The 25,918-nt window shown below is 66.6% G+C and carries 29 protein-coding genes, 1 tRNA gene and 1 pseudogene; 17 read left to right on the top strand and 14 right to left on the bottom strand.

Features of this window, described 5'->3' with window-relative positions; genetic code table 11:
• Positions 1–19: 19 nt before the first annotated feature.
• Complete coding sequence (locus AC1RVY_RS08290; RefSeq protein ID WP_492806156.1) at positions 20–652, bottom strand: toxin-antitoxin system HicB family antitoxin; 633 nt, start codon at positions 650–652, stop codon at positions 20–22.
• A 104-nt stretch (positions 653–756) separates the two neighbouring features.
• On the opposite strand from AC1RVY_RS08290, the gene AC1RVY_RS08285 reads away from it, so the two are divergent.
• The 9 genes from AC1RVY_RS08285 (at position 757) to AC1RVY_RS08245 (ending at position 5,544) form a co-directional block, all read left to right on the top strand.
• A complete protein-coding gene (locus AC1RVY_RS08285; RefSeq protein ID WP_492806154.1) occupies positions 757–918 on the top strand; it encodes a YlcI/YnfO family protein in 162 nt (53 codons plus the stop codon).
• Positions 915–1,148, top strand: coding sequence for a hypothetical protein (locus AC1RVY_RS08280; protein ID WP_492806153.1), 234 nt, complete (start codon positions 915–917; stop codon positions 1,146–1,148). Before AC1RVY_RS08285 ends, AC1RVY_RS08280 begins: the two co-directional genes overlap by 4 nt.
• Before the next feature lie 26 nt (positions 1,149–1,174).
• A complete protein-coding gene (locus AC1RVY_RS08275) occupies positions 1,175–1,963 on the top strand; it encodes a hypothetical protein (RefSeq protein ID WP_492806151.1) in 789 nt (262 codons plus the stop codon).
• Positions 1,960–2,400 carry a hypothetical protein gene (locus AC1RVY_RS08270; protein WP_492806149.1) on the top strand — a complete coding sequence of 147 codons (441 nt, stop codon included), beginning with the start codon at positions 1,960–1,962 and terminating at the stop codon, positions 2,398–2,400. Before AC1RVY_RS08275 ends, AC1RVY_RS08270 begins: the two co-directional genes overlap by 4 nt.
• On the top strand, positions 2,397–3,029 hold the full coding sequence (locus tag AC1RVY_RS08265; RefSeq protein ID WP_492806147.1) for a hypothetical protein: 633 nt from the start codon (positions 2,397–2,399) through the stop codon (positions 3,027–3,029). Before AC1RVY_RS08270 ends, AC1RVY_RS08265 begins: the two co-directional genes overlap by 4 nt.
• Positions 3,026–3,853: a hypothetical protein gene (locus AC1RVY_RS08260; protein ID WP_492806145.1), complete on the top strand. Its 828-nt coding sequence runs from the start codon at positions 3,026–3,028 to the stop codon at positions 3,851–3,853. Before AC1RVY_RS08265 ends, AC1RVY_RS08260 begins: the two co-directional genes overlap by 4 nt.
• 82 nt (positions 3,854–3,935) lie before the next feature.
• On the top strand, positions 3,936–4,172 hold the full coding sequence (locus AC1RVY_RS08255; protein WP_492806144.1) for a hypothetical protein: 237 nt from the start codon (positions 3,936–3,938) through the stop codon (positions 4,170–4,172).
• A complete protein-coding gene (gene xisR, locus AC1RVY_RS08250) occupies positions 4,172–4,384 on the top strand; it encodes an excisionase family protein (RefSeq protein ID WP_492806143.1) in 213 nt (70 codons plus the stop codon). The genes AC1RVY_RS08255 and xisR overlap by 1 nt, the downstream gene beginning before the upstream one ends.
• Positions 4,385–4,413: 29 nt before the next feature.
• A complete protein-coding gene (locus tag AC1RVY_RS08245; protein WP_492806141.1) occupies positions 4,414–5,544 on the top strand; it encodes an Arm DNA-binding domain-containing protein in 1,131 nt (376 codons plus the stop codon).
• Positions 5,545–5,626: 82 nt separating this feature from the next.
• Here the strand turns inward: AC1RVY_RS08245 and AC1RVY_RS08240 are convergent.
• From AC1RVY_RS08240 to cysS, 6 genes and pseudogenes are all read right to left on the bottom strand, one after another.
• Positions 5,627–5,719, bottom strand: a tRNA-Ser gene (locus tag AC1RVY_RS08240).
• Positions 5,720–5,761: 42 nt separating this feature from the next.
• Positions 5,762–6,477 (bottom strand): annotated as a pseudogene (locus AC1RVY_RS08235) (ACT domain-containing protein); the annotation flags it as partial.
• Between the two features lie 42 nt (positions 6,478–6,519).
• Positions 6,520–7,485 (bottom strand): tRNA lysidine(34) synthetase TilS, encoded by a 966-nt coding sequence (gene tilS / locus AC1RVY_RS08230; protein WP_492806139.1) that lies wholly within the window; start codon positions 7,483–7,485, stop codon positions 6,520–6,522.
• Between the two features lie 202 nt (positions 7,486–7,687).
• Entirely contained in the window at positions 7,688–8,665 is a 978-nt protein-coding gene (locus tag AC1RVY_RS08225) for an acetyl-CoA carboxylase carboxyltransferase subunit alpha (RefSeq protein WP_218294027.1), read from the bottom strand.
• Between the two features lie 226 nt (positions 8,666–8,891).
• The gene (locus AC1RVY_RS08220) at positions 8,892–9,563 is read right to left on the bottom strand and encodes a DNA-3-methyladenine glycosylase family protein (protein ID WP_218340742.1); all 672 of its coding nucleotides are present in this window, start codon (positions 9,561–9,563) and stop codon (positions 8,892–8,894) included.
• Positions 9,564–9,611: 48 nt separating this feature from the next.
• Positions 9,612–10,994, bottom strand: coding sequence for a cysteine--tRNA ligase (cysS, locus tag AC1RVY_RS08215; RefSeq protein ID WP_492806138.1), 1,383 nt, complete (start codon positions 10,992–10,994; stop codon positions 9,612–9,614).
• Between the two features lie 214 nt (positions 10,995–11,208).
• Between cysS and AC1RVY_RS08210 the strand changes: the two genes are divergently transcribed.
• The 6 genes from AC1RVY_RS08210 (at position 11,209) to AC1RVY_RS08185 (ending at position 16,486) form a co-directional block, all read left to right on the top strand.
• On the top strand, positions 11,209–12,291 hold the full coding sequence (locus tag AC1RVY_RS08210) for a L,D-transpeptidase Cds6 family protein (protein ID WP_492806137.1): 1,083 nt from the start codon (positions 11,209–11,211) through the stop codon (positions 12,289–12,291).
• An 89-nt stretch (positions 12,292–12,380) separates the two neighbouring features.
• Complete coding sequence (locus tag AC1RVY_RS08205) at positions 12,381–13,676, top strand: L,D-transpeptidase family protein (RefSeq protein ID WP_492806135.1); 1,296 nt, start codon at positions 12,381–12,383, stop codon at positions 13,674–13,676.
• On the top strand, positions 13,673–14,254 hold the full coding sequence (locus AC1RVY_RS08200) for a peptidylprolyl isomerase (RefSeq protein ID WP_492806133.1): 582 nt from the start codon (positions 13,673–13,675) through the stop codon (positions 14,252–14,254). Before AC1RVY_RS08205 ends, AC1RVY_RS08200 begins: the two co-directional genes overlap by 4 nt.
• 36 nt (positions 14,255–14,290) lie before the next feature.
• Positions 14,291–14,797: a peptidylprolyl isomerase gene (locus AC1RVY_RS08195; protein WP_218294021.1), complete on the top strand. Its 507-nt coding sequence runs from the start codon at positions 14,291–14,293 to the stop codon at positions 14,795–14,797.
• Positions 14,798–14,824: 27 nt separating this feature from the next.
• Positions 14,825–15,616: a UDP-2,3-diacylglucosamine diphosphatase gene (locus tag AC1RVY_RS08190; RefSeq protein ID WP_492806132.1), complete on the top strand. Its 792-nt coding sequence runs from the start codon at positions 14,825–14,827 to the stop codon at positions 15,614–15,616.
• A 36-nt stretch (positions 15,617–15,652) separates the two neighbouring features.
• The gene (locus AC1RVY_RS08185) at positions 15,653–16,486 is read left to right on the top strand and encodes a M90 family metallopeptidase (protein ID WP_492806130.1); all 834 of its coding nucleotides are present in this window, start codon (positions 15,653–15,655) and stop codon (positions 16,484–16,486) included.
• Between the two features lie 88 nt (positions 16,487–16,574).
• Here the strand turns inward: AC1RVY_RS08185 and mdeB are convergent, their stop codons facing one another.
• Positions 16,575–19,244: an alpha-ketoglutarate dehydrogenase gene (gene mdeB / locus AC1RVY_RS08180; protein WP_492806129.1), complete on the bottom strand. Its 2,670-nt coding sequence runs from the start codon at positions 19,242–19,244 to the stop codon at positions 16,575–16,577.
• 101 nt (positions 19,245–19,345) lie between these two features.
• Between mdeB and AC1RVY_RS08175 the strand changes: the two genes are divergently transcribed.
• Positions 19,346–19,813, top strand: a complete 468-nt coding sequence (locus tag AC1RVY_RS08175) for an Lrp/AsnC family transcriptional regulator (protein WP_218340734.1) — start codon at positions 19,346–19,348, stop codon at positions 19,811–19,813.
• A gap of 12 nt (positions 19,814–19,825) precedes the next feature.
• On the opposite strand, the gene AC1RVY_RS08170 is transcribed toward AC1RVY_RS08175, so the two are convergent.
• Positions 19,826–20,839: an AraC family transcriptional regulator gene (locus tag AC1RVY_RS08170; protein WP_369641964.1), complete on the bottom strand. Its 1,014-nt coding sequence runs from the start codon at positions 20,837–20,839 to the stop codon at positions 19,826–19,828.
• 125 nt (positions 20,840–20,964) lie between these two features.
• On the opposite strand from AC1RVY_RS08170, the gene AC1RVY_RS08165 reads away from it, so the two are divergent.
• Positions 20,965–22,158 carry an MFS transporter gene (locus AC1RVY_RS08165; RefSeq protein WP_492806544.1) on the top strand — a complete coding sequence of 398 codons (1,194 nt, stop codon included), beginning with the start codon at positions 20,965–20,967 and terminating at the stop codon, positions 22,156–22,158.
• 46 nt (positions 22,159–22,204) lie between these two features.
• On the opposite strand, the gene AC1RVY_RS08160 is transcribed toward AC1RVY_RS08165, so the two are convergent.
• From AC1RVY_RS08160 to AC1RVY_RS08140, 5 genes are all read right to left on the bottom strand, one after another.
• Positions 22,205–23,104: a DUF3014 domain-containing protein gene (locus AC1RVY_RS08160; protein ID WP_492806127.1), complete on the bottom strand. Its 900-nt coding sequence runs from the start codon at positions 23,102–23,104 to the stop codon at positions 22,205–22,207.
• A gap of 149 nt (positions 23,105–23,253) precedes the next feature.
• Positions 23,254–23,925, bottom strand: coding sequence for an alpha/beta hydrolase (locus AC1RVY_RS08155; protein WP_218340731.1), 672 nt, complete (start codon positions 23,923–23,925; stop codon positions 23,254–23,256).
• Between the two features lie 52 nt (positions 23,926–23,977).
• Positions 23,978–24,814, bottom strand: a complete 837-nt coding sequence (locus AC1RVY_RS08150; protein WP_218340730.1) for a DODA-type extradiol aromatic ring-opening family dioxygenase — start codon at positions 24,812–24,814, stop codon at positions 23,978–23,980.
• 110 nt (positions 24,815–24,924) lie between these two features.
• Entirely contained in the window at positions 24,925–25,347 is a 423-nt protein-coding gene (gene arfB, locus AC1RVY_RS08145; RefSeq protein ID WP_492806125.1) for an alternative ribosome rescue aminoacyl-tRNA hydrolase ArfB, read from the bottom strand.
• A 76-nt stretch (positions 25,348–25,423) separates the two neighbouring features.
• On the bottom strand, positions 25,424–25,903 hold the full coding sequence (locus tag AC1RVY_RS08140; protein ID WP_218294011.1) for a type II 3-dehydroquinate dehydratase: 480 nt from the start codon (positions 25,901–25,903) through the stop codon (positions 25,424–25,426).
• Positions 25,904–25,918 lie beyond the last annotated feature (15 nt).

Here is a 25,918-nt window from a genome sequence, read left to right as displayed (position 1 = left end):
CGTAAGTTTCGTACCTGGGTTAGGGCTTGGTCTTCGTCCGAGAGGCTTTGGCCCGCACATCCGACCGCTGGCGCGTTGCATCAAGACTCTCAACTTGCGCGGGCGCAACGCTTGGATGCGCGTTCATTTCAGCCTCGCTGGCAGCAATCGACTTCAGCAGTTGATGCAACGATGGATCTTCAGGGGCTATCCCAGCCAGCATCGCCGCGACGCCAACGCCACCCGCATCGATTTTTTGAAGAAGCGCACGCGCCAGCGCAACATCCGGATCGATCAGATCCTTCAGATCTTGGCTTTTCAGAAGCACCCGGAAACCTTGGGTAATCAAACGCATGAGCAGTCGGGATATGCGCTCACCATCGATTCGCTGCTCCTCGAGTTTTTCCAATCGTGCCACTTCCGCCTTGTAACGCTCGGCCTGCCTCCGTGCCGCAGCCGCCTCGTCCTTGGCGATTCCGATCTGCAGTTCCTGCCTGATGAGCCCATCTTTGATCTCACCCAGGCGGGCAGCACTTTCGAAGCCATGAGTCAGACTTTCCACGATCTGAGCATTCAAGCTTTTCGATGTGCGATCCGCCTCGGCTGTAAGTGCACCGTGGAGGTCTTTGGGAATGCGCAGCGTTATGCGCGTGTAGCGATCTTCTTCGTCCATGCCCCAATTTTCCACCAAAACAGTGTCACAACGCTTGACATCAAAACAGTGTCACATCCACAATATAGCCACGACACCAAAACAGTGTCTAAGAAGGAAGCCAAATGACCCAGCAGAAGGTGCAATTCGAACGCATCACCTTGCGCATTCCACAAGTGATTCACGACAAGGCGAAGGCGAAGGCCAATGACCAGCACATTAGTCTGAACAGCTTCATCGTCCGTGCGATTGAGCGCGCAGCAGCGCAGAAAGGACAACCATCGTGAGCCTCGCCATCCTCACCAAGACCGCCACCATGCCCAAGAGCATGAACACCAAGGAAATCACGAAGGTGACCGGGAAGGAGCACAAGCATGTGCTGCGCGACACCCGTGTGATGCTGGTGACCCAGCCGCGCGACTCGCCTCGACAGGCCAGAAAAGGCGAAGGGCTGACAGCGCCAACCGTCAGCCCCTCTATCGAAAACCGCTCGGCGCCAACCGAGCAAGCCTTCTAGTCCGAGCCCTCTTCCAAGGAACGAACATGACGAATGATGCCACGCAAGACGCGGCAGGGGAAACCCACGCCGGAACCAAGCCCACCAAGGGAGCCCCGAGTCGCCGCCCTACCCCACCCATGCGCCGGGCAGAACCGGCCTTGCCGGAACCAATTGACGCCTTCGATGTGCTGGAGCGAATCGGAGAGATAGGCGTCCACTGGTGGAGCCTGATCGATAGCACTCTGGAAACCCACCGGCACCACGACAAGGTGCATCCGCATCCGGTGGATCCGCTTCCTCAATGGGCTGTTGATCGGCTCATGGATCAGGGCCGCCACAGCGCAAGCGAACGCGAGTTCTTCCAGAGTCGCGATCTGCTTCGTGAATGGCTGCATTTGGCCGCGGGGGACGGATCGCAGTACCGGTTTGAGGTGTGGACCTCGCGCGGCTCCCGACTCGCATTTCGCCACGAATCGCTGGTGGACGCAGCCGTTGTGTTGGACCAGCTAAAGCCGAACCATCCCGAAGCTTTCATTGCCCGCGTGCATGTTCTTTCATGCCCTGGGTATGGGCGCTTCGATGTCCCGGCTTTACTCGACACGTTGATCGGAGAGGTTTGCCACATCGGAACATTCTTTGGCGACGAGGAAGAGCAGCTCACGGTCCAAGACGAGACGGGACGCCAGGTCACCGTACCGGCAAGCGTACTGCGCAAGCACTCTGTTTGTGCGCGCCTCGACAAGCGTGGCAAGGAGTATCTGGACCACTATCTCGACAGCTACAAGCCCCGCACCGATGCAATCCGTGCTGCCGCGAAGGATGGCCAACCATGAGCCCCGCAGCACTTGAACGCCCGGCTTTCGCTTGGCCAGTGATCTACAACTCCATCCCAGCACGCGGGGTTGAACAGGTTGATGATGCTTCGGGCCTGGGCAACTTCTGTGGCCTGAAGATGGTGCAGGTGCATGCAGCGCTGTACCACCCAGAAATCGAAGCGGGCGACTGCATCGAGGTGAACTTCGACCGCAACGAGATTCGTCACGACGGTCTTTACATGATCACCATACAACATGAAGACGGCAGCCACTGGTACGGGGCACGGCGCTTCCAGTTCAAACCGACTGTGGGCGGCTGCGAGCTGTGGGGGTTCGATATAGGCACGGCCAGTTGGTCGCCGGTGACACGGGCAATGCGTTCGCGCCTCACCGTCTATGGAGAGATCCGCGAGGTCTTTAAGCCAGTGAGCAAGCTGCGGAGGGCATCGGCATGAACGCCATCATCAACGCGCCACCACGAGCCAGCAAGCCACGCGCCACGCGCGCCGTGGCTGAGGTCGTCCCTCTGCCGCAGCCCTTCGAGTTCGGCTCCGGCCGCCACCTGGTGGTTGACAACAACAACCTAGCGTGGCCCGAGTGCGACCGAGGCGACATTCTCGATATCGATTTCGACGTGCACGAGTACCGCGGCGAGGGGCACTATCTGGTGCAGCACGTACCGCCGGCCGACGAGGTAGTGGGTCCGCCGGGCTGCTTTCCATTTTCCACCGGGTGGACCAAGGTCGTGCGCCTTGGGCGCTACGGCCCGACCCCTGGTGTCGCCATACTGGAATCGGGCATCAACGGCAGGGAGTGGCGAACCGTCTCGCAGGAGCAGTGGGAGCGCTTTCGCTTCATTGGCCGCGTGAAGGGTCTCTACTGCCGCCGCGACCGCGGGCGCACCCACAACCTTGATGTCGTGGGGCGCGTCTCCGCGATCGGCGAGGCTGCGGATGGGTCAGCGTTCATCCAGTTCCAGCCCGGCGAGGGTCGCACGATCACCGTCAGCGGATTGACCGACGACGAGGCGCGCCGAGTAGCAGAGCTGATGCTGAGCCCCGCACGGTTGGAGATCAAGCCATGACGAGACGCCAAGAAATCGCCCCCGGCGTCACGCGCTACACGAGAGGGCCATGGGAATATTGGCGAGGCGCCGCCGAAGCCCTGATCCGATTAGCCATCGTCAAAGAGCATCAGCTGCCTGGCAAGCCTGGCAATGGCAGCACCATGGCCACCTTCAACGCGGATGGGAGCAAAAGGCGCCCCGGGGTCACCACTGGTCGCCAAGATCCTGGACACTTCACCATCGTGGCCCTGAAGCGCAAGGGTGAGCCTGTTTATGAGGTCCGGGCGCGGCTGAAAGATTCAGTTGCGCCTTCAGGCGGTGTAAGCGTGAACATGACAACTCCGGCCGGAGTCTTGGTCCAGGACCTGGGCCCGATGATCGTGTACACGGGCAGCACGCCTGACATGCTGGCAACTGGGTTTGTCAGCGAGGACATGGTCCCCGCAATCCGGGACGGGTCTCGCTACTACCGTCGGGGTCGCCTGATTGAGAAATGCGGCAGTGTCTTCGAGGACGGATGTACTGCCATGGTGGCCCGAATCGGTGACCACCTGCAGCTGACTTTCTTCGGCAAAATTTCGCCCGCAGGCAAGCTGGTAATGCCGCCAATCATTCGATCCCATGTCGCGCCATGGGATGCGCCTGCAGTGCCGCCTAGGGCTACCGAAGACGCTATTGAGACTGTGCTGGACGACCTCCGCAAGCTCGACAACTCGATCTGCAACCTAGCCAAGGTGCCAGCCCCTGCCCCACGCGTGAGCGCGCTCAGCCTGCGGCGGATCCGCGGCGCGCGGGAGGCCCTGGCTGCCGTCATCGCCAATGCCGAATGGGAGGTCGCATGAGCGATCACCCCAACCCTGAAAGCCTCGCAGCCCAGGTGCTGGCCATGATCTCCACAACGTGCGTCCGGACGGAGACGGTGACATGAAAGAGGCCCGAGAACTCCTGGAGCCCCACCTGATTGAATTGCTGTGCGGCCTGCGCCGTCCGCAAGTTGAGCGGGCTGTGAAGCTCTTGCTGGACTACATCGACATCCGTGCGCCGCAGAAGCCTTTGCCGGCCGGTACAGAGGCCCTGATCCGCGAACGAGTCGCGGTGATGGTGCCGTTCTTCACGACGCTGCTGCAGGTCGACCACAAACCCGAAGGAGGGCCACCGTAATGGCTGCGCGTTTCGTTCGCATCCCCAAGTTCTGCGAAGACACGGGGTACACCAAAAGCGCGGTTGATACCAAGATCACGCGCGGTGTCTGGGTCGAGGGCAAGGAATGGATTCAAGCCCCAGACGGCAACCGATTGATAGACATGGAAGGATACAACCGATGGGTCGCAAAGCAACATCCGGAGGTGTTAGGCCTGCAGGCGATCGCATAGAGGTTCGCTTCACATGGCAAGGCGTGCAGGTGTCTCCCACGCTGCCGCTCAAGCCCACGGCGGCAAACCTCAAACACGCAGCGCGCCAGCGCGAACAGATCGTGGCCCAGATCGCGCGCGGCGAATTCAACTTTGCCGAGCACTTTCCGGACTACAAGTTTCTGGCCAAGCGCCAAGCGCAGGGCGCGCAGACGGCTACCACGGTGAAGGAGTGGTTCGAGGAGTGGCTGCGGCTGTCCGAGCGCCATCTGGAGCACTCCACACTGGCGATCTACAAACGCCACATGCTCGCGTACTGGCTCCCGGTGTTCGGGCACCTGGCCCCGGCCCGGGTGTCAAACCGCATGGTGCTGGAGCGCCTACTGGAGTTGAGCAAACCAAGCGTGGATCTGGCGACGGGCAAGGCCCGCAAGGGGCTGGGACGGAAGACGCAGAACAACATCCTGATTCCGCTGCGGGCGGTGTTCGAGATGATTTGCAAGCCGCCAAGCACGCTGCGCAACCCGGTCGAGGGTATCGAGAATCAGAAGACCCAGGGCGCCGGGCCCGACCCTTTCGCGCCCGAGGAGGTGGAGGTGATCCTGGCCAAGATCCGCGAGTTGGAGGGCGACGAGGCCGCCGACTACTTCGAGTTTTCTTTCTTCGCTGGGCTCAGGCCCAGTGAACAGATCGCGTTGCTCTGGGCGGACGTGGACCTGCGGACCAGTTCCATCCTGGTGCACCGGACGCGGGTGCTCGCCGAGGACAAGGCCCGCACCAAGACGCACAAGCGGCGCATGGTGGAGCTCAATCACCGCGCGTCGGCCGTGCTGCAGCGCCAGCGGGCACGAACGCAGGTGAAGGGCGCCGAGGTGTTCAGAAACCCGCACACGGGCAAGGCCTATAACGACGAGCAGACCCAGCGCAGGATCTGGACCCAGGCCCTGCGTGTGGCCGGCGTGCGTCACCGGCCGCCGAAGGAGGCGCGGGACACGAGCGTGACCCTGGCGCTGATGGCAGGGGCGAATCCGATGTGGGTTGCAATGCAGCACGGGCACAGCGTGCAGGTGATGCTCAGGGACTATGCGCGCTGGATTCCGTCGGCTGATCGAGGCCAGAACTTGGCGGCCGTGAACGCCTCTTTGGGAGCCCCGGCCAAGCCCCAGGCGAACGGGATTTAGGGATAGCGCTGGGGTAGAACCACAGCCAACAGGCGCAACAAAGAAAAATGCCCTGTAAATCAACGACTTACAGGGCATATTCTGGCGGAAACGGAGGGATTCGAACCCTCGATGAGGCTCTACACCCCATACTCCCTTAGCAGGGGAGCACCTTCGGCCACTCGGTCACGTTTCCAATCCCGCTATTATGCCCCATTTCCGGGGCGCTTCTGGCGGGTTAGACGGCTTGCTGGTCCAGCTCGAACGCCTTGTGCAGGCTGCGCACGGCCAGTTCGACGTACTCCTCGTCGATCACGACGGAGGTCTTGATTTCGGAGGTAGAGATCATCTGGATGTTGATGCCCTCCTCGCGCAGCGTGCGGAACATCTTGCTCGCCACGCCCACGTGGCTGCGCATGCCGCTGCCGACGATGCTCACCTTGCAGCAGCTGGTGTCGCCCACGACCTCCTGCGCGCCCAGCACGGGCACCACTTTCTCCTTGAGCAGCTCGACGGTGCGCGCGCAATCGTTGCGGTGCACGGTGAAGCTGAAGGTGGTCTTGCCGTCCTTACCCACGTTCTGGATGATCACGTCGACCTCGATGTTGGCATCGGCCACGGCGCCCAGGATCTGGTGGGCGATGCCCGGCTTGTCGGGCACGCCCAGCACGGAGATCTTGGCTTCGTCGCGGTTGAATGTGATGCCGGATACGACGGCTTGTTCCATTTTTTGTCTTTTTCAAAAGTGATCCGCGTGCGGACCTGGCTTCTTCGTTGACGTCGATGCACCAGGGCGTGAAGCTGGACAGCCCGCGCATGGACATCACTTTTGTTGTATTTGCCCGCGAGCTCCACCGAGCGGATCTTCGGCAACTTGCTGCCCAGGCTGGCCATCTCGCGCTTTTCCTTGAAGCTCACCGCCGCAGACTTCGGATTTCGGGCCTCAGACACCACGCTGAAGGACACTGCCTCGGCGCGCCGCCGTGGTTCGTGCGATCAGGGGGCCAACACCTCTGGACTGTACCAATCGAGTTCCGGCCCGGACCGGACGGCAAAACCGTGCCCGACCTTGATGTGGATGCGGTGGCCCCCTGTGGTGCACGACTGCACCTGGTCGAGCAGTTCATTCAATTGCGCCGCGGCCGCCGTGGTGTGGTGCTCGACGCGCAGCCAGTGGCGCAGCACATTGGCCTGCCGCGCGCGGCTCAGGCCCTGCAAGGCCCGGATGCGCGGCGGTGCGCCCACGATGGCCAGGTCCTGCAGTGCAAGTTCTTCCAGCAGTTCGTCCGCCTGCGCCGCATGCAGGGCGGACCGCGCAAAGGTGTCGCGAAACGCAGGGAATGCGGCCTCCAGCACGGGCAAGATCCTCGCGCGGATGCGGTTGCGCGTGAAGCGCTCATCGGCATTGGTCGGGTCTTCCACCCACCCCTGCCCCTGTGCCCGCAGCCACTGGCGCACATCAGCCCCGGCCACCCGCAGCAGGGGGCGGTACCAGTCAATGCCCGCGCGGCGCCAGCGGGCGGGCATCGCCGCCAGCCCGGCCACACCGGCTCCGCGCGACAGGGCCAGCACGAGCGTTTCGACCTGGTCATCCGCGTGCTGCGCGATTGCTATTGATTTAATAGCATTATGCGCTTGACTGACAAGCGCTACCGCCTCAAATGCCTTGTACCTTGCCTGCCGTGCAGCGTCTTCCGGGCTTTGCCCCGGCGCGTGGCGGGCGTCCGGGCGCTGCACCGCCAGCGGCACATCCAGGGCTTGGCACAGGTCTTCGCAGTGCCGCGCAAAACCGTCAGCCGCTGGCTGCAAGCCATGGTGCACGTGGATCGCCCGCACCTGGCCAGGCCAGCGCCGGGCGCATGCCAGCAGCAGCGCCGTGGAATCCGCACCGCCGCTGAATCCGACCGCCAGGGGCAGCGCGGGCTCGAAAGCCTGCATGGCCGCGTCGAAGGACAAGGTCATGTCCATGCCTCCCCGTGGCGCCGGGGCAAGGGCCAGGAACCCGTGGCGGCGTCAACAACAACAAGGGCAACAAGGGGGCGGCGGCACATGGCGGCCGATTATCGGCGCCTCCCGGCCACGGCAACGGCGGAGAACCCTGTCCAGAAGCACCAACGGCCCCGCAGGGCCGTTGGTGTTGGGCAGGAAAGCGTCCCCGGAACCGTCAGCGGCTCTCCGCCTTGGTGTCGCTGAACCGGCCGTAGCTTTGCAGGCGGTCATAGCGGCGGTCCAGCAGGTCCTTCGTCTTCAGGTCCGCCACCTGGCGGAACGCATCGCCCAGCGCGCGCTTGAGGAAGGCCGCCATCTGCTTGTGGTCGCGGTGGGCGCCGCCCACGGGCTCGCTGACGATCTTGTCCACCAGGCCCAGCGCTTTCAGGCGGTGGGCGGTGATGCCCAGGGCATCGGCGGCTTCCTGCGCTTTTTCGCTGGTTTTCCAGAGGATGGAGGCGCAGCCTTCGGGGCTGATCACGGAGTAGATGGCGTACTGCAGCATCACCACCTGGTCAGCCACGCTGATCGCCAGCGCGCCGCCGGAGCCGCCCTCGCCGATGATGGTGGTGATGATGGGCACTTCGAGTTGCGCCATCTCGAAGATGTTGCGGCCGATGGCCTCGGACTGGCCGCGTTCCTCGGCATCGATGCCAGGGTAGGCGCCGGGCGTGTCCACAAAGGTGAACACGGGCAGCTTGAATTTCTCGGCCGTCTTCATGAGGCGCAGGGCCTTGCGGTAGCCCTCGGGCTTGCTCATGCCGAAGTTGCGCATCGCGCGCTCCTTGGTGTCGCGCCCCTTCTGGTGGCCCAGCACCATGCAGGCATGGCCGTTGAAGCGTGCCAGCCCCCCCACGATGGACAGGTCGTCCGCGTAGTGGCGGTCGCCGTGCAGCTCCACGAAGTCGGTGAAGATGTCGCGCACGTAGTCGAGCGTGTAGGGGCGCTCGGGGTGGCGGGCGATCTTGGTGATCTGCCAGGGCGACAGCTCGCTGTAGATGTCCTTGGTGAGCTGCTGGCTTTTCTTGCTCAGCTGGTCGATCTCTTCCGAGATATCGACGGCACTCTCGGTCTGCACGTAGCGCAGTTCTTCGATTTTGGATTCGAGTTCGGCAATCGGCTGCTCGAAATCCAGAAAGGTCTTTTTCGCCAACGTTGTTCTCCTTGGGGCGCGCCGGGGTGCAGGCGCCACGAATGGCACGCACTGTAACCGACGCGTTACGAGTTTGGTATGACGCTTGTCCAACAAATAAAAAGTCCGCTGTCCGGGGCGCTGCGCACCACCTACAGCCCACGAAACGGGCGCGCCCCACGAGGAGGGCCGCCGCGCTGGCGGCGCTCCCGGGCACGCGGCGCACGGGGACCCAGGGGCATCTCGCTCAGTACGCCACGGGAAGCGGATCCAGCGATCGCCAAATATACCAAGTCGCCACGCTGCACCAGGGCTTCCAGGCCTCGGCCACTTCGCGGGCATCGCTGCGGCTGACCGGATCGCCCGAAAAGTAATTCTGGCTGATGCCGGTGATCAGCCCCACGTCGTCCAGCGGCAGCACGTTGGGGCGCATCATGTAGAAGATGAGGAACATCTCGGCCGTCCAGCGGCCGATGCCGCGGATGGCCACCAGTTCGGCAATGATGGCCTCGTCATCCATCGCGGCCCAGTCCTTCACGTGCAGCTTGCCGCCCTCGAAGTGCATCGCCAGGTCCACCAGGTAGTCGACCTTGCGCGCAGACAGGCCCGCGGCCCGCATGTCGTCGATCTTGAGCTTGAGCACGCTGGCGGGCTTCATGCTGCGGGGCATCGCGGCAAAGCGCTCCCACACGGTCTGCGCGGCCTTCACCGAGATCTGCTGGCCCACGATGGAGCGCGCGAGCGTGGTGAACGCATCGCCGCGTGTCTGCAGCGCCGCATCGCCAAACTGGGGAATCAGGCGCTTCATCACCCGGTCCTTCTTGACCAGGTGCTTGCAGGCCTCCGCCCAGTAGTCGGGCGTGGCCAGCGCCGGCTCGGCCACGAGCACTTCGGATGCTATCTTTTTAGAAGCTGCCACCGGGCGTCCCATCTGCCCAGCAGGCGTTTTCCATGACAAACACAACGATCACTGCGCGGCTTCCCAGGTGGTGCCAGCGGCGGAGTCCTTGAGCACGATGCCCTGGGCCAGCAATGCATTGCGGATGCGGTCGGCCTCGGCGAAATCCTTGCCCGCCTTGGCAGCGGCGCGCGCGGCGATCCGGGCCTGGATTTCGGCTTCGTCCATACCGCCCGCCCCGGCCTGCAGGAAGGCCTTGGGGTCGCCCTGCAGCACCCCCAGGCAACCACCCAGCGCCTTGAGCAGCCCCGCCAGTTCGACAGATCGGGTCTTGTTGACCTCACCGGCCAGGTCGAACAGCACGGCCATGGCTTCGGGCGTGCCGAAGTCCTCGTCCATCGCGGCCTTGAAGCGGGCGGCATGCGGCGCCGCCCAATCAATAGCCGCCACCTCGGCGGGCGCCACGAGGTTCAGGGCGGTGTAAAGGCGCTTCAAGGCCTGGCGCGCGTCGTCCAGGTGGGCATCGCTGTAGTTCAGGGCGCTGCGGTAGTGGGCCCGCACGATGAAAAACCGCACCGTCTCGGCGTCGTACTTCGCCAGCACGTCGCGGATGGTGAAGAAGTTGCCCAGCGACTTGCTCATCTTCTCGTTGTCCACGCGCACGAAGCCGTTGTGCACCCAGAAGCGCGCCAGGGGCTTGCCATTGGCGCCTTCGCTCTGGGCGATCTCGTTCTCGTGGTGCGGGAACTGCAGGTCCATGCCGCCGCCGTGGATGTCGAAGGTCTCGCCCAGCGTGGCGCCGCACATGGCCGAGCACTCGATGTGCCAGCCGGGGCGGCCCGAGCCGAATTCGCTGTCCCACTTGGCCTCGGGTGGCTCCTCGGGCTTGGAGGCTTTCCACAACACGAAATCGAGCGGGTCTTCCTTGCCATCGAGCACGGCCACGCGCTCACCCGCGCGCAATTCGTCGAGCGACTTGCCCGAGAGCTTGCCGTAGCCGTCGAACTTGCGCACGGAGTAGTTCACGTCGCCATTGCCGGCGCGGTAGGCCAGGCCCTTGCCTTCCAGCGTGCCGATCAGCGAAAGCATCTGGGGCACGTATTCGGTGGCGCGCGGCTCCAGCGACGGGGGCTCGATGCCCAGCGCCGCGATGTCGGTGTGCATGGCGGCGATCATCTCGTCCGTGAGGGCACGGATGGTGATGCCCCGCTCCAGCGCGCGCTTGATGATCTTGTCGTCAATGTCCGTGATGTTGCGCACATAGGTGACGCGGTAGCCACTGCTTTTCAGCCAGCGCTGCACGACATCGAACGCCATCATCATGCGGGCGTGGCCGATGTGGCACAGGTCATAGATGGTCATGCCGCACACGTACATGCGCACATGGCCAGGTTCGAGCGGGGAAAACTCCTCCAATGCACGCGACAGCGTGTTGTAGATGCGCAAACTCATGGGATTTCAGTCACGGGGGATGGGGTGGTTGGGTGAAAAAGGTTCACCCGGCAGCAGGGGGCAAAGGCCCCTGGAGGGAGTTGGCCCAGCAAGGGGCCTCCAGCGAAATCACCCGCGGCAACAGCGCACCGTCATGACAACCCCCTCAGCTACAATCCGCCGCAGTATAAGCCCCCGCCCGGGACAGACGCTGCCCAACACCCTTGAATCCCCCATGAAGCAAGTCCGACGCACCCTCCCCCACCTGCTGCGCCTGCTGGCACTGACCGCGCTGCTGGGCACCGGTGCGGCCCATGCGGACGACTATGCGGAAATCACCCAGCTGATCAAGGCCGGCAAGCCGGCCGAAGCCCTGGTAAAGGCCGACCAGCGCCTTGCCGCCGCCCCGCGCGACCCGCAGCTGCGCTTCTTGCGCGGCGTGGCGCAGGCGGACTCGGGCAAGCCCGGCGATGCGATCACCACGTTCACCAAGCTCACGGAAGAGTATCCCGAGCTGCCCGAGCCCTACAACAATCTGGCGGTGCTGTATGCCAGCCAGAACCAGCTGGACAAGGCCCGCACGGCGCTCGAAATGGCGATCCGCACCAACCCGAGCTACGCCACCGCCCATGAGAACCTGGGCGACATCTATGCCAAGCTGGCCAGCCAGGCCTACAACAAGGCGCTGCAGCTGGATGCGGCCAACGCCAGCTCCGTCAAGCCCAAGCTGGCGCTGATCCGCGAGCTGTTCACTGCGGAAGCCGCCGCCGGCAAGCCCGCTCGCCCCGGGGCCGCGGCCCCCGCTCCGGCACCAGCCGTGGCGGCCACGCAGCGGCCCGCCGCAACGGCACCCGCCGCCGCAGCGCCCGTGGCAGCCCCTTCACCGGCGCCTGCTGCGCCAGCGCCCGCACCCGCTGCCGCGGCATCCCCCGCTCCGGCCATTGCCGCGTCGCCCGCCGCCGCTGCCGGCGATGCGTCCCTGCAGGCCGCCGTTACCGCGGCCGTGCAGGCCTGGGCCGCCGCCTGGTCCGCCAAGGACATGGCCGCCTACCTCGGCGCCTACGACAAGTCATTCGATCCTCCCGGCCGCCAGACCCGTGCCGCCTGGGAAAAGGAGCGTGAAGCGCGCATCGTCGGAAAATCCAGGATCAGCGTGCAGATCTCCGACATCTCGGTCGCGGTCAACGGCGACAAGGCCACGGCCCGTTTCCGCCAGGCCTACACGGCCGATGCGCTCAATGTCGCCAGTCGCAAGACGCTGGACATGGTGAACCACAACGGCCGCTGGACCATCGTCCGCGAATCCACCGGCGGCTGACCGTGACGAAGCGCGGCGCAGCCGGCCCTGCGATGGCGGCGGCGCGCGCTTTTTCTGCCTCCCTGCCCTGACCTGAAACGATTTCGCACATGCTTGTGGCGTTGTCCGCACGAAGCCGCCCGGCCGTGGCGGGCGCCCTTTGCCTGGCGGCGCTCCTGCACGCAGCCCCGGTGCTGCCCCAGAGCGCCAAGTCCCGGGGCGCGGCGGCCGCCACCTCGGTCCGGCCCATGCAAGCCGCGGGCTCCACGGCACCCGCCCTGCGCGATGGCCAGGCGGAGGCGCGCCTCATGGGGGTGTACCAGCTCATCGCCGAGGGCCGCCACCGCGAGGCGCTGGCCCACGCCGAGGCCCTGGCGCGCGACTATCCCAACTTCCAGCTGGCGCAACTGGTGGTGGGCGACCTGCTGATGGCGCGCACGCGGCCGATCCGCCGCCTGGGCGATGTGCCCGAGCCCGATTCGGCCCGCAGCATCCAGACGGCTGCCACGCTGGAAGAGCTGCGCAACGAATCGCGCCAGCGCGTGGATGCCCAGCGCAGCCGCCCCCCGGCGCACAGCATCCCGGCGCAGTTCCTGGAGCTCTCGCCCCGCTCCCGCCATGCCATCGCGGTGGATGCCTCGCGTTCGCGCCTGTACCTGTTCGAGAACACCCCCAAGGGCCTGCAGCTGGTCGCCGACTACTACGCTTCGGTCGGCAAGCTGGGCATCGAGAAGAACCTGGAAGGCGACCAGCGCACCCCGCTAGGTGTCTACTTCATCACCAGCCGGCTGGACCCCGCCACGCTCAAGGACTTCTACGGCGCGGGCGCGCTGCCCATCAACTACCCCAACCCCCTGGACCAGAGCCGGGGCAAGACCGGTGGCGGCATCTGGCTGCACGGCACGCCGCCCGACCAGTTTGCCCGCGCGCCCCTGGCCACCGATGGCTGCCTGGTGCTGGCCAATCCCGACCTCGAACGCATCCTGCGCACGGTGGAGCCCCGCTCCACGCCCGTGGTCATCGCGCGCCAGCTGCAGTGGGTGGCGCCGCACGCGGTACTGGCGGACCGCAAATCCTTCGACGCGGTGCTCAACGCCTGGCGCAGCGCCAAGACCGAGGGCGACATGAGCCGCCTGATGGGTTTCTACGCGCCGGACTTCCAGAGCTACCGCAAGAAACCGCTGCAAGAGTGGTCCCAGGTGCTCCAGGCCGAGACCCGCGCATTGCGGGGCAGGGAACTACACCTCAAGGACAAGTCTTACCTGCGCTGGACAGATTCCGCCGACACCATGGTGGTAACGTTCGGCGAAGTCGCCGCAGGCGCCCGCACGGGCCCCGTCAAGCGCCAGTACTGGGCGCGGCGGGGCCAACAATGGCAGATATTTTTTGAAGGAGTGATTGGATGATTTCCAGAAGAAATTCGACCCTAGCGCTTGCCAGCATTGCGCTGGCAGCTATCTTTTCTGCAGCACCCGTGCAGGCGCAAGATGCCCCCAAGGTCAAGCTGTCCACCTCGATGGGCGACATCGTGGTGCAGCTCGATCCCGCCAAGGCACCCAAGACGGTCGAGAACTTCCTGGCCTACGTGCAGGACAAGTACTACGACGGCACCGTGTTCCACCGCGTGATCGACGGCTTCATGATCCAGGGCGGCGGCTACACGGCCGACCTGATTCCCAAGCCCACCAGGGCCCCGATTCCGCTGGAAGCCGGCAACGGCCTCAAGAACGACAACTACACCATCGCCATGGCGCGCTCGGGCAACCCCAACTCGGCCACGTCGCAGTTCTTCATCAACGTGAAGGACAACGCGATGCTCAATGCCCCCAGCCCCGACGGCCATGGCTATGCCGTGTTCGGCAAGGTGGTGAGCGGCACCGAGGTGGTCGACAAGATCAAGGCCGTGGCCACCGGCAACAAGGGCCCGCACCAGAACGTGCCCACCGCCCCCGTCACCATCAACTCCGCCACCCTGGTGAAGTAACCCATTTTTGATTGACTGATTGAAAGAACCCTTGCCATGAGCAACCCCCAAGTCGAACTGCACATCGCCGGCTACGGCGTCATCACCCTCGAACTCGACGCCGCCAAGGCGCCCAAGTCGGTCGAGAACTTCCTGGCCTACGTGAACAAGGGCCACTACAACAACACCATCTTCCACCGTGTGATCCCCGGCTTCATGGTGCAAGGCGGCGGCTTCGAGCCCGGCATGACACAAAAGGGCACCGATGCGCCCATCGAGAATGAAGCCAACAACGGCCTGAAGAACGCCAACTACACCGTGGCCATGGCCCGCACCAGCGACCCGCACTCGGCCACCGCCCAGTTCTTCATCAACGTGGCCGACAACGGCTTCCTGAACCACACCGCCCCCTCGGCCCAGGGCTGGGGCTATGCCGTGTTCGGCAAGGTGGTTGGCGGCGCCGACGTGGTCGACAAGATCAAGGCCGTGAAGACGGGCCGCAAGGGCTTCCACGACGATGTGCCGAAGGAAGACGTGATCATCGAGAAGGCTGTCGCACTCTGATCTCGCGTTGATCTGACCTCCGTCTCCGTGACGACGACCGTGCCCCGGTTCGAGGAGCTTGCCGCTCCCGCGCACTGGCGCACGGTCGATTTCATTTCCGACCTGCACCTGCAGGCCAGCGAGCCTGCCACCGTGGCCGCCTGGCAGGACTACCTGGCCGGCACCGAAGCGGATGCCCTCTTCATCCTGGGCGATCTGTTCGAGGTCTGGGTGGGGGACGACGCCATCGGCGAAACCGGCAGCTTCGAGGCCCAGGGCTGCGCGGCCCTGCGCGCGGCGTCGCAGCGCCTGCCCGTGTACTTCATGCACGGCAACCGCGACTTCCTGGCGGGCCCTGCGTTCCTTGCGCAGTGTGGCATCACCGGCCTGGCGGACCCGACGGTCCTGGTGTTTGACGGCCAGCGCTTCGTGCTGAGCCATGGCGACCTGCTGTGCCTGGACGATGTGGACTACCAGCGCTTTCGCGTGCAGGCCCGCAGTGCCGGGTGGCAGCAGCAGTTTCTGGCGCAGCCCCTGGCGACGCGCCGCGCGCAGGCACGCGGCATCCGCCAGGAGAGCGAGGCGCGCAAACAATCGGGCGCCATCTATGCCGACGTGGACGGCCCGGCTGCCATCGCCTGGCTGCAGGCGGCCCAGGCACATACGCTCATTCACGGCCACACCCACCGTCCCGCCGACCACGCACTGGCCCCCGGCTTGCGGCGTGTGGTGCTCAGCGACTGGGACGCGGCCGCATTGCCGCCCCGCGCGGAAATACTGCGTTTGTCCCGCGCGGGCTTGGAACGGCTGCCCCTGGCCCCCAAGTACCAGCGATCCTGAACTGCGCGGGGCTTCACCTCCCGCCGCCTGATCGCCATGCCCCCTCTCCTCCACCGGCTCTGGAGCCGTGTCCGCGCCACCGTGTCCCCCGTGCCCGACATCTCGGCCACGCTGTGGCTCCAGACCCTGCAGCGCTACCCGTTCCTGGCGGCGCTCTCGCTGCACGACCAGTCCAAGCTGCGCGCGCTCAGCGCCCTCTTCCTGCACCACAAGGAATTCCACGGCGCGCACGGCCTGGTGGTGACCGATGCCATGGCCATCGACATCGCGGCCCAGGCCTGCCTGCCCCTGCTGCACTGGGGCGACCCGGCCCGGGCGCTGGACTGGTACGACGATTTCGTGGGCATCGTGCTGCACCCCGGCGAGGCCGTGGCGCGCCGCAAGACGGTGGACGAAGCCGGTGTGGTGCATGAACACACGCAGGTGCTGCTGGGCGAGGCCATGGACCGCGGCCCCATCATGCTCAGCTGGGCACACGCCTCCAACGGGCGTGAGAACACTGAGCGCGGCCACAACGTGGTGGTGCACGAGTTCGTTCACAAGCTCGACATGCGCAGCGGCGAGCCCAACGGCTGCCCGCCATTGCCCGCAGGCTTCATGGGCACGCGCACAGGGCGCGCGGCCTACGAAGCCTGGTGGGCCGCCTGGGAGCCCGCGTACGAACAGTTCCGAGAACGCGTGATCCTGGCCGAGCGCTTCGGCGCGGAACGCCCCTGGCTGGACGCCTACGGGGCCACATCGCAGTCCGAATTCTTTGCCGTGGCCTGCGAGGCCTACTTTGTGAATCGGGACCGGTTCGCGCAGGAGTTTCCGGCGCTGATGCCGGTGCTGGACGCGTTTTTCAAGCGGCCCACTGTGGCAAGTGCATGACCGTTCCCCGCGTCATGCGCCCCACCGCCGCCAGTGAAGAAAGCGCCACAAAGTGGCGTTGGCCAGGTGGCGGCGCCGTCCACACACCCTACCCCGCCAATGCAAACCGGGCTGCGCGCGCCACCGCCGCCGCGTCCACCCCAAAAAACGCCCGCAGCGCCGCCCGCGTATCGCTGCGCCCAAAACCGTCCGTTCCCAATGTCATGAATCGGCGTCCTCCAGGCACGAACGCGCGCACGGTCTCCGGCACGGCGCGCACATAGTCGGTGGCGGCAATCACCGGGCCGCGTGTACCCGCCAGTTGCTGCGTCAGCCACGCCACGCCAGGCCGCGCCTCCCCCTGCAGCGCACGCTGTTCGCAGGCCACGCCGTCGCGGGCCAGCTCGCTCCAGCTGGTCACGCTGAGCACGGTCACGTCCACGCCCTCGCCTGCCAGCAGCTCGGCGGCCTTGACCACCTCGGTCAGGATGGCGCCGGAGCCCATCAGGGTGACGCTTTTGGATGAAATTGGCCCTTCACGGCCGTCCATCAAGCGCGGATAGCTCCTGAAAACATAGCAACCTCGCAGCACACCTTCTGCCGCATCGGCAGGCAGGTCGGGCTGGGCGTAGTTCTCGTTCATCAGCGTCACGTAGTAGAAGACGTCGCGCTGCTCGGTCACCATCTCGCGCATCCCGGCGTCGATGATGACGGCCATCTCGCCCGCGTAGGCCGGGTCGTAGGCCTTGCAGTTGGGGATGGTGGCGGCCACCAGGTGGCTGGAGCCGTCCTGGTGCTGCAGGCCCTCGCCGCCCAGCGTGGTGCGGCCCGAGGTGGCGCCCAGCAGGAAGCCGCGCGCACGCTGGTCTGCGGCGGCCCAGATGGCGTCGCCCACGCGCTGGAAGCCGAACATCGAGTAGTAGATGTAGAACGGCAGCATGGCCAGGCCGTGCACGCTGTAGCTGGTGGCCGCGGCCGTCCAGCTGGCGATGGCGCCGGCCTCGCTGATGCCTTCTTCCAGAATCTGGCCGTCCAGCGCCTCACGGTAGCTCAGCACCGAGCCGATGTCCTCGGGCGCATAGCGCTGGCCCACGCTGCTGTAGATACCGACCTGCTTGAACAGGTTGGCCATGCCGAAGGTGCGCGCCTCGTCGGCCACGATGGGCACGATGCGCGGGCCCAGCGTGGCATCCTTGAGCAAGCTGCCGAGCATACGCACGAAGGCCATGGTGGTGCTCATCTCCTTGGCCTGCGGCTGCAGCGCGAACTGCGCGTAGCCCTCGATGGCGGGCACGGGCAGCGCGTCGCAGGTGGTGTCGCGGCGCGGTAGGTAGCCGCCCAGGTTCTGGCGGTGGCCGCGCAGGTAGCGCATCTCGGGGCTGTCTTCGGCGGGCTTGAAGAACGCGAGGCTGGTGGCCTGCTCGTCGGACAGGGGCAGGTTGAAGCGGTTGCGGAACTCGATGAGGTCGGTCTCGTCCAGCTTCTTCTGACTGTGTGTGGTCATCTTGCCCTGGCCGGCCGTGCCCATGCCGTAGCCCTTCTTGGTGTGCGCCAGGATCACCGTGGGCTGCCCCTGGTGGCGCGCTGCCGCGGCATACGCGGCGTGGATCTTCACCAGGTCGTGCCCGCCGCGCTTCAGGCGGTCGATCTGCTCGTCCGTCATGCCCTGGGCCAGGGCCGCGAGCTCGGGGTTCTGGCCGAAGAAGTTGTCGCGGTTGAAGCGCCCGTCCTTGGCGGCAAAGGTCTGCATCTGGCCGTCCACCGTGCCTTCGAGCGTGCGCACCAGCGCACCGGTCAGGTCGCGGGCGAACAGGCCGTCCCAGTCGCTGCCCCACACGAGCTTGACCACGTTCCAGCCCGCACCGGCGAACAGGCGCTCCAGCTCGTCGATGATGCGGCCGTTGCCGCGCACCGGGCCGTCCAGCCGCTGCAGGTTGCAGTTGACCACCCAGACCAGGTTGTCGAGGCCCTCGCGTGCGGCCAGGGTCAGCGCGCTCATGCTCTCGGGCTCGTCCATCTCGCCATCGCCGAACACGCCCCAGACCTTGCGCGCCGAGCAGTCGAGCAGGTTGCGGTGCGTGAGGTAGCGCATGAAGCGCGCGTGGTAGATGCTGCTGATGGGCCCGATGCCCATCGACCCCGTGGGAAACTGCCAGAAGTCCGGCATCAGCCAGGGGTGGGGGTAGCTCGACAGGCCCTGCGCGCCCGCACCCGGTGCCGTGAGCTCCTGGCGGTAGTGTTTCAGGTCCTGCTCGGACAGGCGGCCTTCGAGGAACGCCCGCGCATACACGCCCGGCGCGCTGTGCGGCTGGAAGAACACCAGGTCGCCCCGGTGCTGGCCTTCGCCCAGGCCTTCACGGGCACGGAAGAAGTGGTTGAAGCCGCTCTCGAAAAGATCGGCCGCGCTGGCGTAGCTGGCGATGTGGCCGCCCAGTTCGCCATAGGCCTGGTTGGCGCGCACCACCATCGCCAGCGCGTTCCAGCGCACGATGGAAGCCACGCGCTCCTCGATGGCGAGGTCGCCGGGGAAGACGGGCTGGTCCTGCACCGCCACGGTGTTCACATACGGCGTGTTCAGGTCCGGCTGCCAGCCGATGCGCTGCGCGCGCGCCAGGCGCACCAGTTCCTGCAGCATGTGCCGCGCCCGCTCCGGGCCTTCGGTGGCGACCAGCGCCAGGAAGGCGTCGCGCCACTCGGCGGTTTCTTCGGGGTCCGTATCGGCCAACGGTGCGGCCGATGCCGGCGTGAGCAGGTGGTGGTGTGCGGTGGGGGCGTTCATGCCGCAACTGTAGCCATTGCCGCCCCGAATGGGATGCCGTTGTAGCCCACCAAAGCGCCCACCACAGCATTTCATGCGGCCAATAGCCTACACTGCAGCACATGAAGCTGGATACCCTGGATTTGCGCATTCTGGCCGAGCTGCAGGCCGACGGTTCCCTGTCCAACGTGGAGCTGGCGCGGCGCGTGCACCTCTCGCCCTCGCCGTGCCTCGCGCGCGTGAAGGCGCTGGAGGCCGCGGGCGTCATCAGCCGCTACGTCGCACTGGCCAGCGCGGCCGCCCTGGGCCTGGGGCTCAACGTGTTCATCAGCATCAGCCTGAAGACGCAGAGCAAGGAGGCGCTGGGCGACTTCGAGCAGCGCATCGCCGAGCACGACGAGGTGATGGAGTGCTACCTGATGAGCGGCGACAGCGACTACCTGATCCGCGTGGCCGTGCCCGACATCGGGGCGCTGGAGCGCTTCATCCTGGAGCGCCTCGCCCCCATCACCGGAGTGGAAAAGATCCGCTCGAGCTTCGCGCTCAAGCAGGTGCGCTACAAGACGGCGCTGCCGCTGCCCCGGGCGTAGGGCCCCTTTTTTTCACTCCGCCCGCGCAGTGCTCGGCGGGTGGCCAATGATGCGCTTGTACGCCCGGCTGAACGAGGCCTCCGACTCGTAGCCCAGCCGGTGGGCCGCCACGGCCACGCGCATGCCGTCGCGCGCGATCCAGCGGCGCGCCTGCGACATCTTCACCTTGGCCACGTAGCGCGCCGGGCTCTCGCCCATGGTGCGCGTGAACGATTCGGAAAAGCTCGAGCGCGAGGCGCCCATCAGGTCGGCCAGCAGCGGCACGTTCCAGTCGCGCTCGGGGTCGGCGTGGATGGCGGCGATCACCTTGCCGATGCGCGGGCAGCGCACGGCGGCGATCCAGCCCGTGGGGTTGTTGCAGCTGCACTCCACCCAGGCGCGGATGATGCTGGCGGCCAGCGCATCGGCCAGGCGCGCGAGGATCGCGCAGGCGCCCATGCGGTCCTGCTCCACCTCGCGCTCCATGGCGTCGAGCAGCACCGGCACGGTGGTGTCGCGCCGGGCCAGGTCGCCGGCCATCATCACCGCCGGCATCATGGCCATCAGCGGGTGCAGCGGGTCGAGGTTGAAGCGCAGCGCGCCGCTGAACAGCACGTCGGGGGCCAGCGGCGGAGGTGGCGCGACGGGGGCCCCCAGGGGCGCGTGGCCCGCATCGCGGCCGTCCACCAGGTAGATGTTCTCGGACACGGGCTTGCGCGCCAGCGAATCGATGTCCACTGGCGGCACGTCGGGCGAGCTGGCCAGCACGTGGAAGCTGCCGTGCGGCAGCAGCACCGCGTCGCCCGGGTTCAGGCGCTGCCAGTCGGTACCCGGCGTGCGCAGCCAGGCTCCGCCATGGCCCACGAAGTGGAAACGGGCCGAGCGCTGCGCCGGGAAGGCGATGGCCCACGGCGGCTGCAGCACGCAGCGGCCATACTCCACGCCGTCCAGGCGCAGGCCGAGCAGGATCTGGGTCAGCAGGTCCGGCGGCTCAGCGAACGGCTGCTGGGGGATCTGGTTGAAGGGTTTGGACAAAAAGTCAAGCATCTCGGCTTTTACGGCATGGAAACGCCGCCATCTTATCCCTACGATGGCTTTCCATCCATCCCAAGGCCTTTCCCGTGTCTTCTGCTCCTTCCTGCTCTGCCTGTCTCGACGCCCCGGTGGGCGCCGTGGCCGATGCCAACCCAGCCCCGCATTCCACCCCCGAGCCCACCGAGGCACGCTGGGCCGCCGTGGCCTCCATGGCGCTGGGTGTCTTCGGACTGGTCACGGCCGAATTCTTGCCCGCCAGCCTGCTCACCGCCATGGCCAGCGACCTGCGCGTGAGCGATGGCGCCGCGGGCCAGGCCGTCACCGTGACGGCGCTGGTGGCCGCCGTGGCCGCCCCGTCGCTGCCGCTGCTCACGCGCCGCATCGACCGGCGCTTGGTGATGATCGCCTTCACGCTGCTGCTGGTGCTGTCCAACGCGATGTCGGCCTTGGCCGGGAGCCTGGCCACGCTGCTGGTGGCGCGGGTGCTGCTGGGCGTGGCGCTGGGCGGCTTCTGGTCCATGTCGGCCGCGCTGGCCATGCGGCTGGTGCCCGCCTCGCTGTTCGCGCGGGCCATGTCCTTCATCCTCACCGGGGTGTCGGTGGCCACGGTCTGCGCGGCGCCCATCGGCGCGTGGATGGGCGACCTGTGGGGCTGGCGCAGCGCCTTCATCGCGGCGGGGGGCATCAGCCTGATCACGCTGGCCGTGCAGCTCGCGGCCCTGCCCGCCTTGCCCCCGCGCGACAACCCCAACCTCAAGGTGCTGGGCGAGCTGCTGCGCCGCCCGCCCGTGCGCGTGGCGCTGCTGGCCGTGCTGCTGGTCATCTCGGGCCACTTCGCAGGCTTTACCTACATCCGCCCGCTGATGGAGCAGGTCACGCACCTGTCGGTGGCCACCATCACGGCGGTGCTGCTGGGCTATGGCGTGGGCGGTTTCTTCGGCAATTTCGTGGGCGGCTGGATCGCCGGGCGCAGCGAGCGCCAGGCCATCGTGGCCGGTGGGGCCGTCATTGCCGTGCTGGCCGCCGTGCTGCTGGTGGCCGGGCAGTCGGCGGCCATCACGGCCGTGGCCGTCACGCTGTGGGGCTTCGCGTTCGGCGCCTTCCCGGTGGGCTTTCAGACGTGGATCGTGCGGGCCGCGCCCGACCAGGCCGAGGGCGCGGGCGGACTGCTGGTGGCGGCGTTCCAGATCGCGATCGCCAGCGGCGCCATCTTCGGCGGGCTGATGGTGGACCATGTGGGCGCGCTGGGCGGGCCGGCGTTTGCGCTGGCGGCGCTCACGCTGGGCACCCTGCTGACCCTGCGGCACGGGCCGCGCCCGGCAGCCGCCTGATCGGCCCCCACGACCCGGCAACGGGCCGGGTGGTCCCGTCGCCCCCTCACTGCGCGGGTTTGCGTGCGATCTCGCCGGTCGCCACGCGCTTGCGCAGATCGCGGATCAGCGCCTTGGCGCGGGCCTCGTTGGCGGGCCCCATGCGCACCAGGATCTTCTGTCCGCTGGACAGCGATTCCAGCGCCGGGTCCACGAATTCGTAGCGCACCCAGGGGCGCAGGTTCGGCACATCGGTATTCACCGGCGTGAGCTTCACGCGCAGCGGGCCCTGGGGTTCGGGCGCCAACAGAAGGTGGTCCAGCACGGCCACCAGGCGGTCGTTGAAGTAGCGCCTGGGGTAGCCCAGTTCTTCGTACGCCTGCTGGAACAGCGGATACAGCCGCGCATACAAGGCCACGGCGGACTCCATCGGCACGGCCTCGGCAAAGGCCAGAAAAGCGCTGTAGCGCGCGGCATTGGCGGCCGCGACGGTGGTGGGCGCTTCGCCTGTGCCGTCCACCGCAAACCGCTGCGGCATGGGTTGCACGGGCCACATGCGCGAGGGGGCCTGGGCGCGGCCCAGGTTGTCCACCGTGGCCACCAGGCGGCGGACAAAGCCGTCGGTGATCAGGAACGATGCGAGCTTGTCGCGCCCCACCAGTCCAGACAGCAGCTCGACGACGCGCGCGTCAGATTCGGCCAGCGCGGGCAGGGCCGTTTCTGCCGGGGCCAGTGCATCGACCGGGTTCTGCGGCCCCGAGGCTTCGGGCAGGGGCGGTGGAGCCACGGGCGCTTCGGGCGCGGCCGCCACGGGGGGCGGCGCAACCGGCGGCTCTGCCTTGCGCAGCCAGAACCACCAGGCAGCTGCGGCGGCCACCGCGCAGGCCAGCACGGCGGCAATGATCCAGGGGGGAGAGGATGTGCGCTCCGGCGCGGGGCGGAACTCGGCAGTCTCTTGATCGGGCATCGGATCTCCTTCAAAACAGGAACAACCCTTGTCCGAGCGGCTTCGGCGCCGGGCGTTCCCTGTCCATCCCACATGGGGATGGACTTGATTGGAAACCCGCGGGCCACCGCGCCGGTAACGCGATGTAGGCCGCCCGCCGAAACCCGCGCTTAAAACGCCGTGGGGGTGGTGGACAGCGACTCCAGCCACGCCACCGTGGCCGCCAGCTCGGAGGGCCGGATCTCGTGCGCGCTGGGGAACTCGTGGTACGCCACCGTCACCGGCAAGGGCGCCATGTGGTGGGCGATGGCCTGTGCATGGGCCAGCGGGATCACGTTGTCGTGCGTGCCGTGGCTCAGCCACAGCTGTTTGCCGCGCAGGGCATCGGGCGGCGCCGCCAGGGGCACCACCTGCGCCAGCAGGCGGCTGTGCCAGACCATCGCCGCCTGCATGAGCGCTGGCCGGGTGAGCAGCAGCGACAGCGCCATGATGCCGCCCTGGCTGAAGCCCCCCACCACCACGCGTTCGGGCGGAATGCCCAGCTGCTCGGCGGCAGATTCGATGGTCTTGGCGACCAGCGCGCGGCTTTCGGCCTCCTGCGCTTCGTTGATGGTGCGTTCCCCGCTGGGCTCGATGGAAAAGTCGAACCACGCATGCGAGCCCGGCCCCATGCGAAACGGTGCACGCAGGCTCAGCACATGAAAGCGCTCGGGAACATGGGGCGCCAGGCTGAACAGGTCCTGTTCGTTGCTGCCCACCCCATGCATCAGCACCAGCAACCAGGGGCGGGGCGCGGTGGCGGCAGCAGGGCGCTGCAAGAAGGTGAGCGGTAGGTTGAGCATGGACAGGCGCCTCGGGCAGTTTTTATGGAGAACGGATGAAAAAACCTGCGGGTCAATGCGCCGGTTCCAGGGCGAACGCGTCCATCGACAGCATGCTGTACATCACCTCGCGGCTCAGGTAGTGGGCATGCAGGTCGTCGCCCGCGGCGCCCAGCGCAAAAAAGATGGGCAGGAAGTGGTCTTCGGTCGGGTGCGCGCGGCTGGCATGCGGGGCCTGGCTGCGGTAGTTGAGCAGCGCGCTGACGTCGCCGCGCGCCAGCGCTGCTTCGATCCACCGGCTGAATTCCAGCACGTACGGCGCGGGCTCCCGGGCACCGCCAAAGAACTCGGCCAGGTTGTGCGTCATGCTGCCCGAGCCGACCACCAGCACGCCCTGGCTGCGCAGGCCGCGCAAGGCAGCGCCCAATGCATACACCTCGGCCGGGCCGGCGCCCACGGGCAGCGCCACCTGCACCACGGGCAGGTCGGCCTCGGGAAACAGGTGCATCAGCGGCACCCAGGCCCCGTGGTCAAACGGACGGGCCGCGTCGCCCTGCGCGGCCATGCCCGCGGCCTGCAGCAGGCCCAGCACCTCCTGCGCCAGCGCGGGGGAGCCGCTGGCGGGATACTGCAGCTGGTACAGCGCGGGTGGAAACCCGCCAAAGTCGTGCCAGGTGGCGGGCTGCGGCCCGGTCATGACCTGCAAGGAGCGCGCCATCCAGTGCGGCGACATGATCACCACGCCGCGCAGGCCGGGATATTGCCCCTTCAGGCTTTCGCCCCACTGGGTGAGCGCAGGGCCCGTGGTGCCGGCGTCGATGGCAAACAAGGGTGCCCCGTGCGACACGAACAGCGCGGGAATGGCGCCGTGGGGCGCGGCAGTGGCGGGGGTTTGGGCTGTGGCAGACATGGCAACTCCATCCGGTAATGCCTTGAATGTAGGACCGATGGGCCCCGCTACCAAGCCCTGTACACCAGACAGATTGTTCTACCCATGGTGCCAATGCGGCGAGACTCCGCTCACGAACCATCCCCCCCACCGCGCACCCTGCCCCGCAGCGCCTTGGTCTCGCCGCGCTGGGTCTTGCCCTCCAGGCGCCGCTGTTTGGAGCCATAGCTAGGCTTGGTGGCGCGCCGCACGCGGGGCGGCACCGCGACGCTGTTGACCAGCGCGTTCAAGCGCTCCAGCGCATCATTGCGGTTTTGGTCCTGGCTGCGGTACTGCTGGGCCTTGATGACCACCACGCCTTCCTGTGTGATGCGGGTGTCGCGCAGGGCCAGCAGGCGCTCCTTCACGTCCCCGGGCAGTGAGGAGGCGCCCACGTCAAAGCGCAGGTGCACCGCGCTGGAAACCTTGTTGACGTTCTGTCCGCCCGCGCCCTGGGCACGCATGGCGGTGATCTCCACCTCGTCCTCGCGCACCTCAAGCGGTCGTGGCGCCATGTTTGCCCTGTCGTGCCGGAGCCGGAATGTGCGGTTAACGCGGGAACAGCAGAAGAAGAGTGAACTTCCCGGCGGCTCAGGCCGCTGGCGGCTGCTGCGCCAGCAACTGCGCCAGGCCGTCGATGGCCAGGCCGTAGCCCAGCACGCCAAAACCGCACATCACCGCCTTGGCCGCCGCCGCCATGTACGAATGGTGGCGGTAGGCCTCGCGCGCGTGCACGTTGCTGATATGCAGCTCGATCAGCGTGATGCCCGTGCCCTTGGTGGCATCGTGCAGGGCGATGCTGGTGTGGGTGTAAGCCCCGGCGTTGATGACCACGCCCGCCAGTTCGCCCGCCGCGTGCAGGCGGCCGGCCTCGTGAATCCAGTCCACCAGCGCGCCTTCGTGGTTGCTTTGATGGAACCGCAACGCGAAGCCGTGGCGATCACACGCGTCGGCGCAGAGCTTTTCCACGTCGGCCAGCGTGGCTGCGCCATACACGGCCGGTTCACGCGTGCCCAGCAGGTTCAGGTTGGGGCCATTCAGGACAAAAACGGTTTTTTTCTTCACAGACATGCAGCACTCCGGGGC

The sequence above is a fragment of the Acidovorax sp. GW821-FHT11A03 genome, from assembly GCF_058809075.1.
The sequence above is the reverse complement of the archived record's forward strand: the minus strand, read 5'-3'. Positions and strand labels throughout refer to the sequence as shown.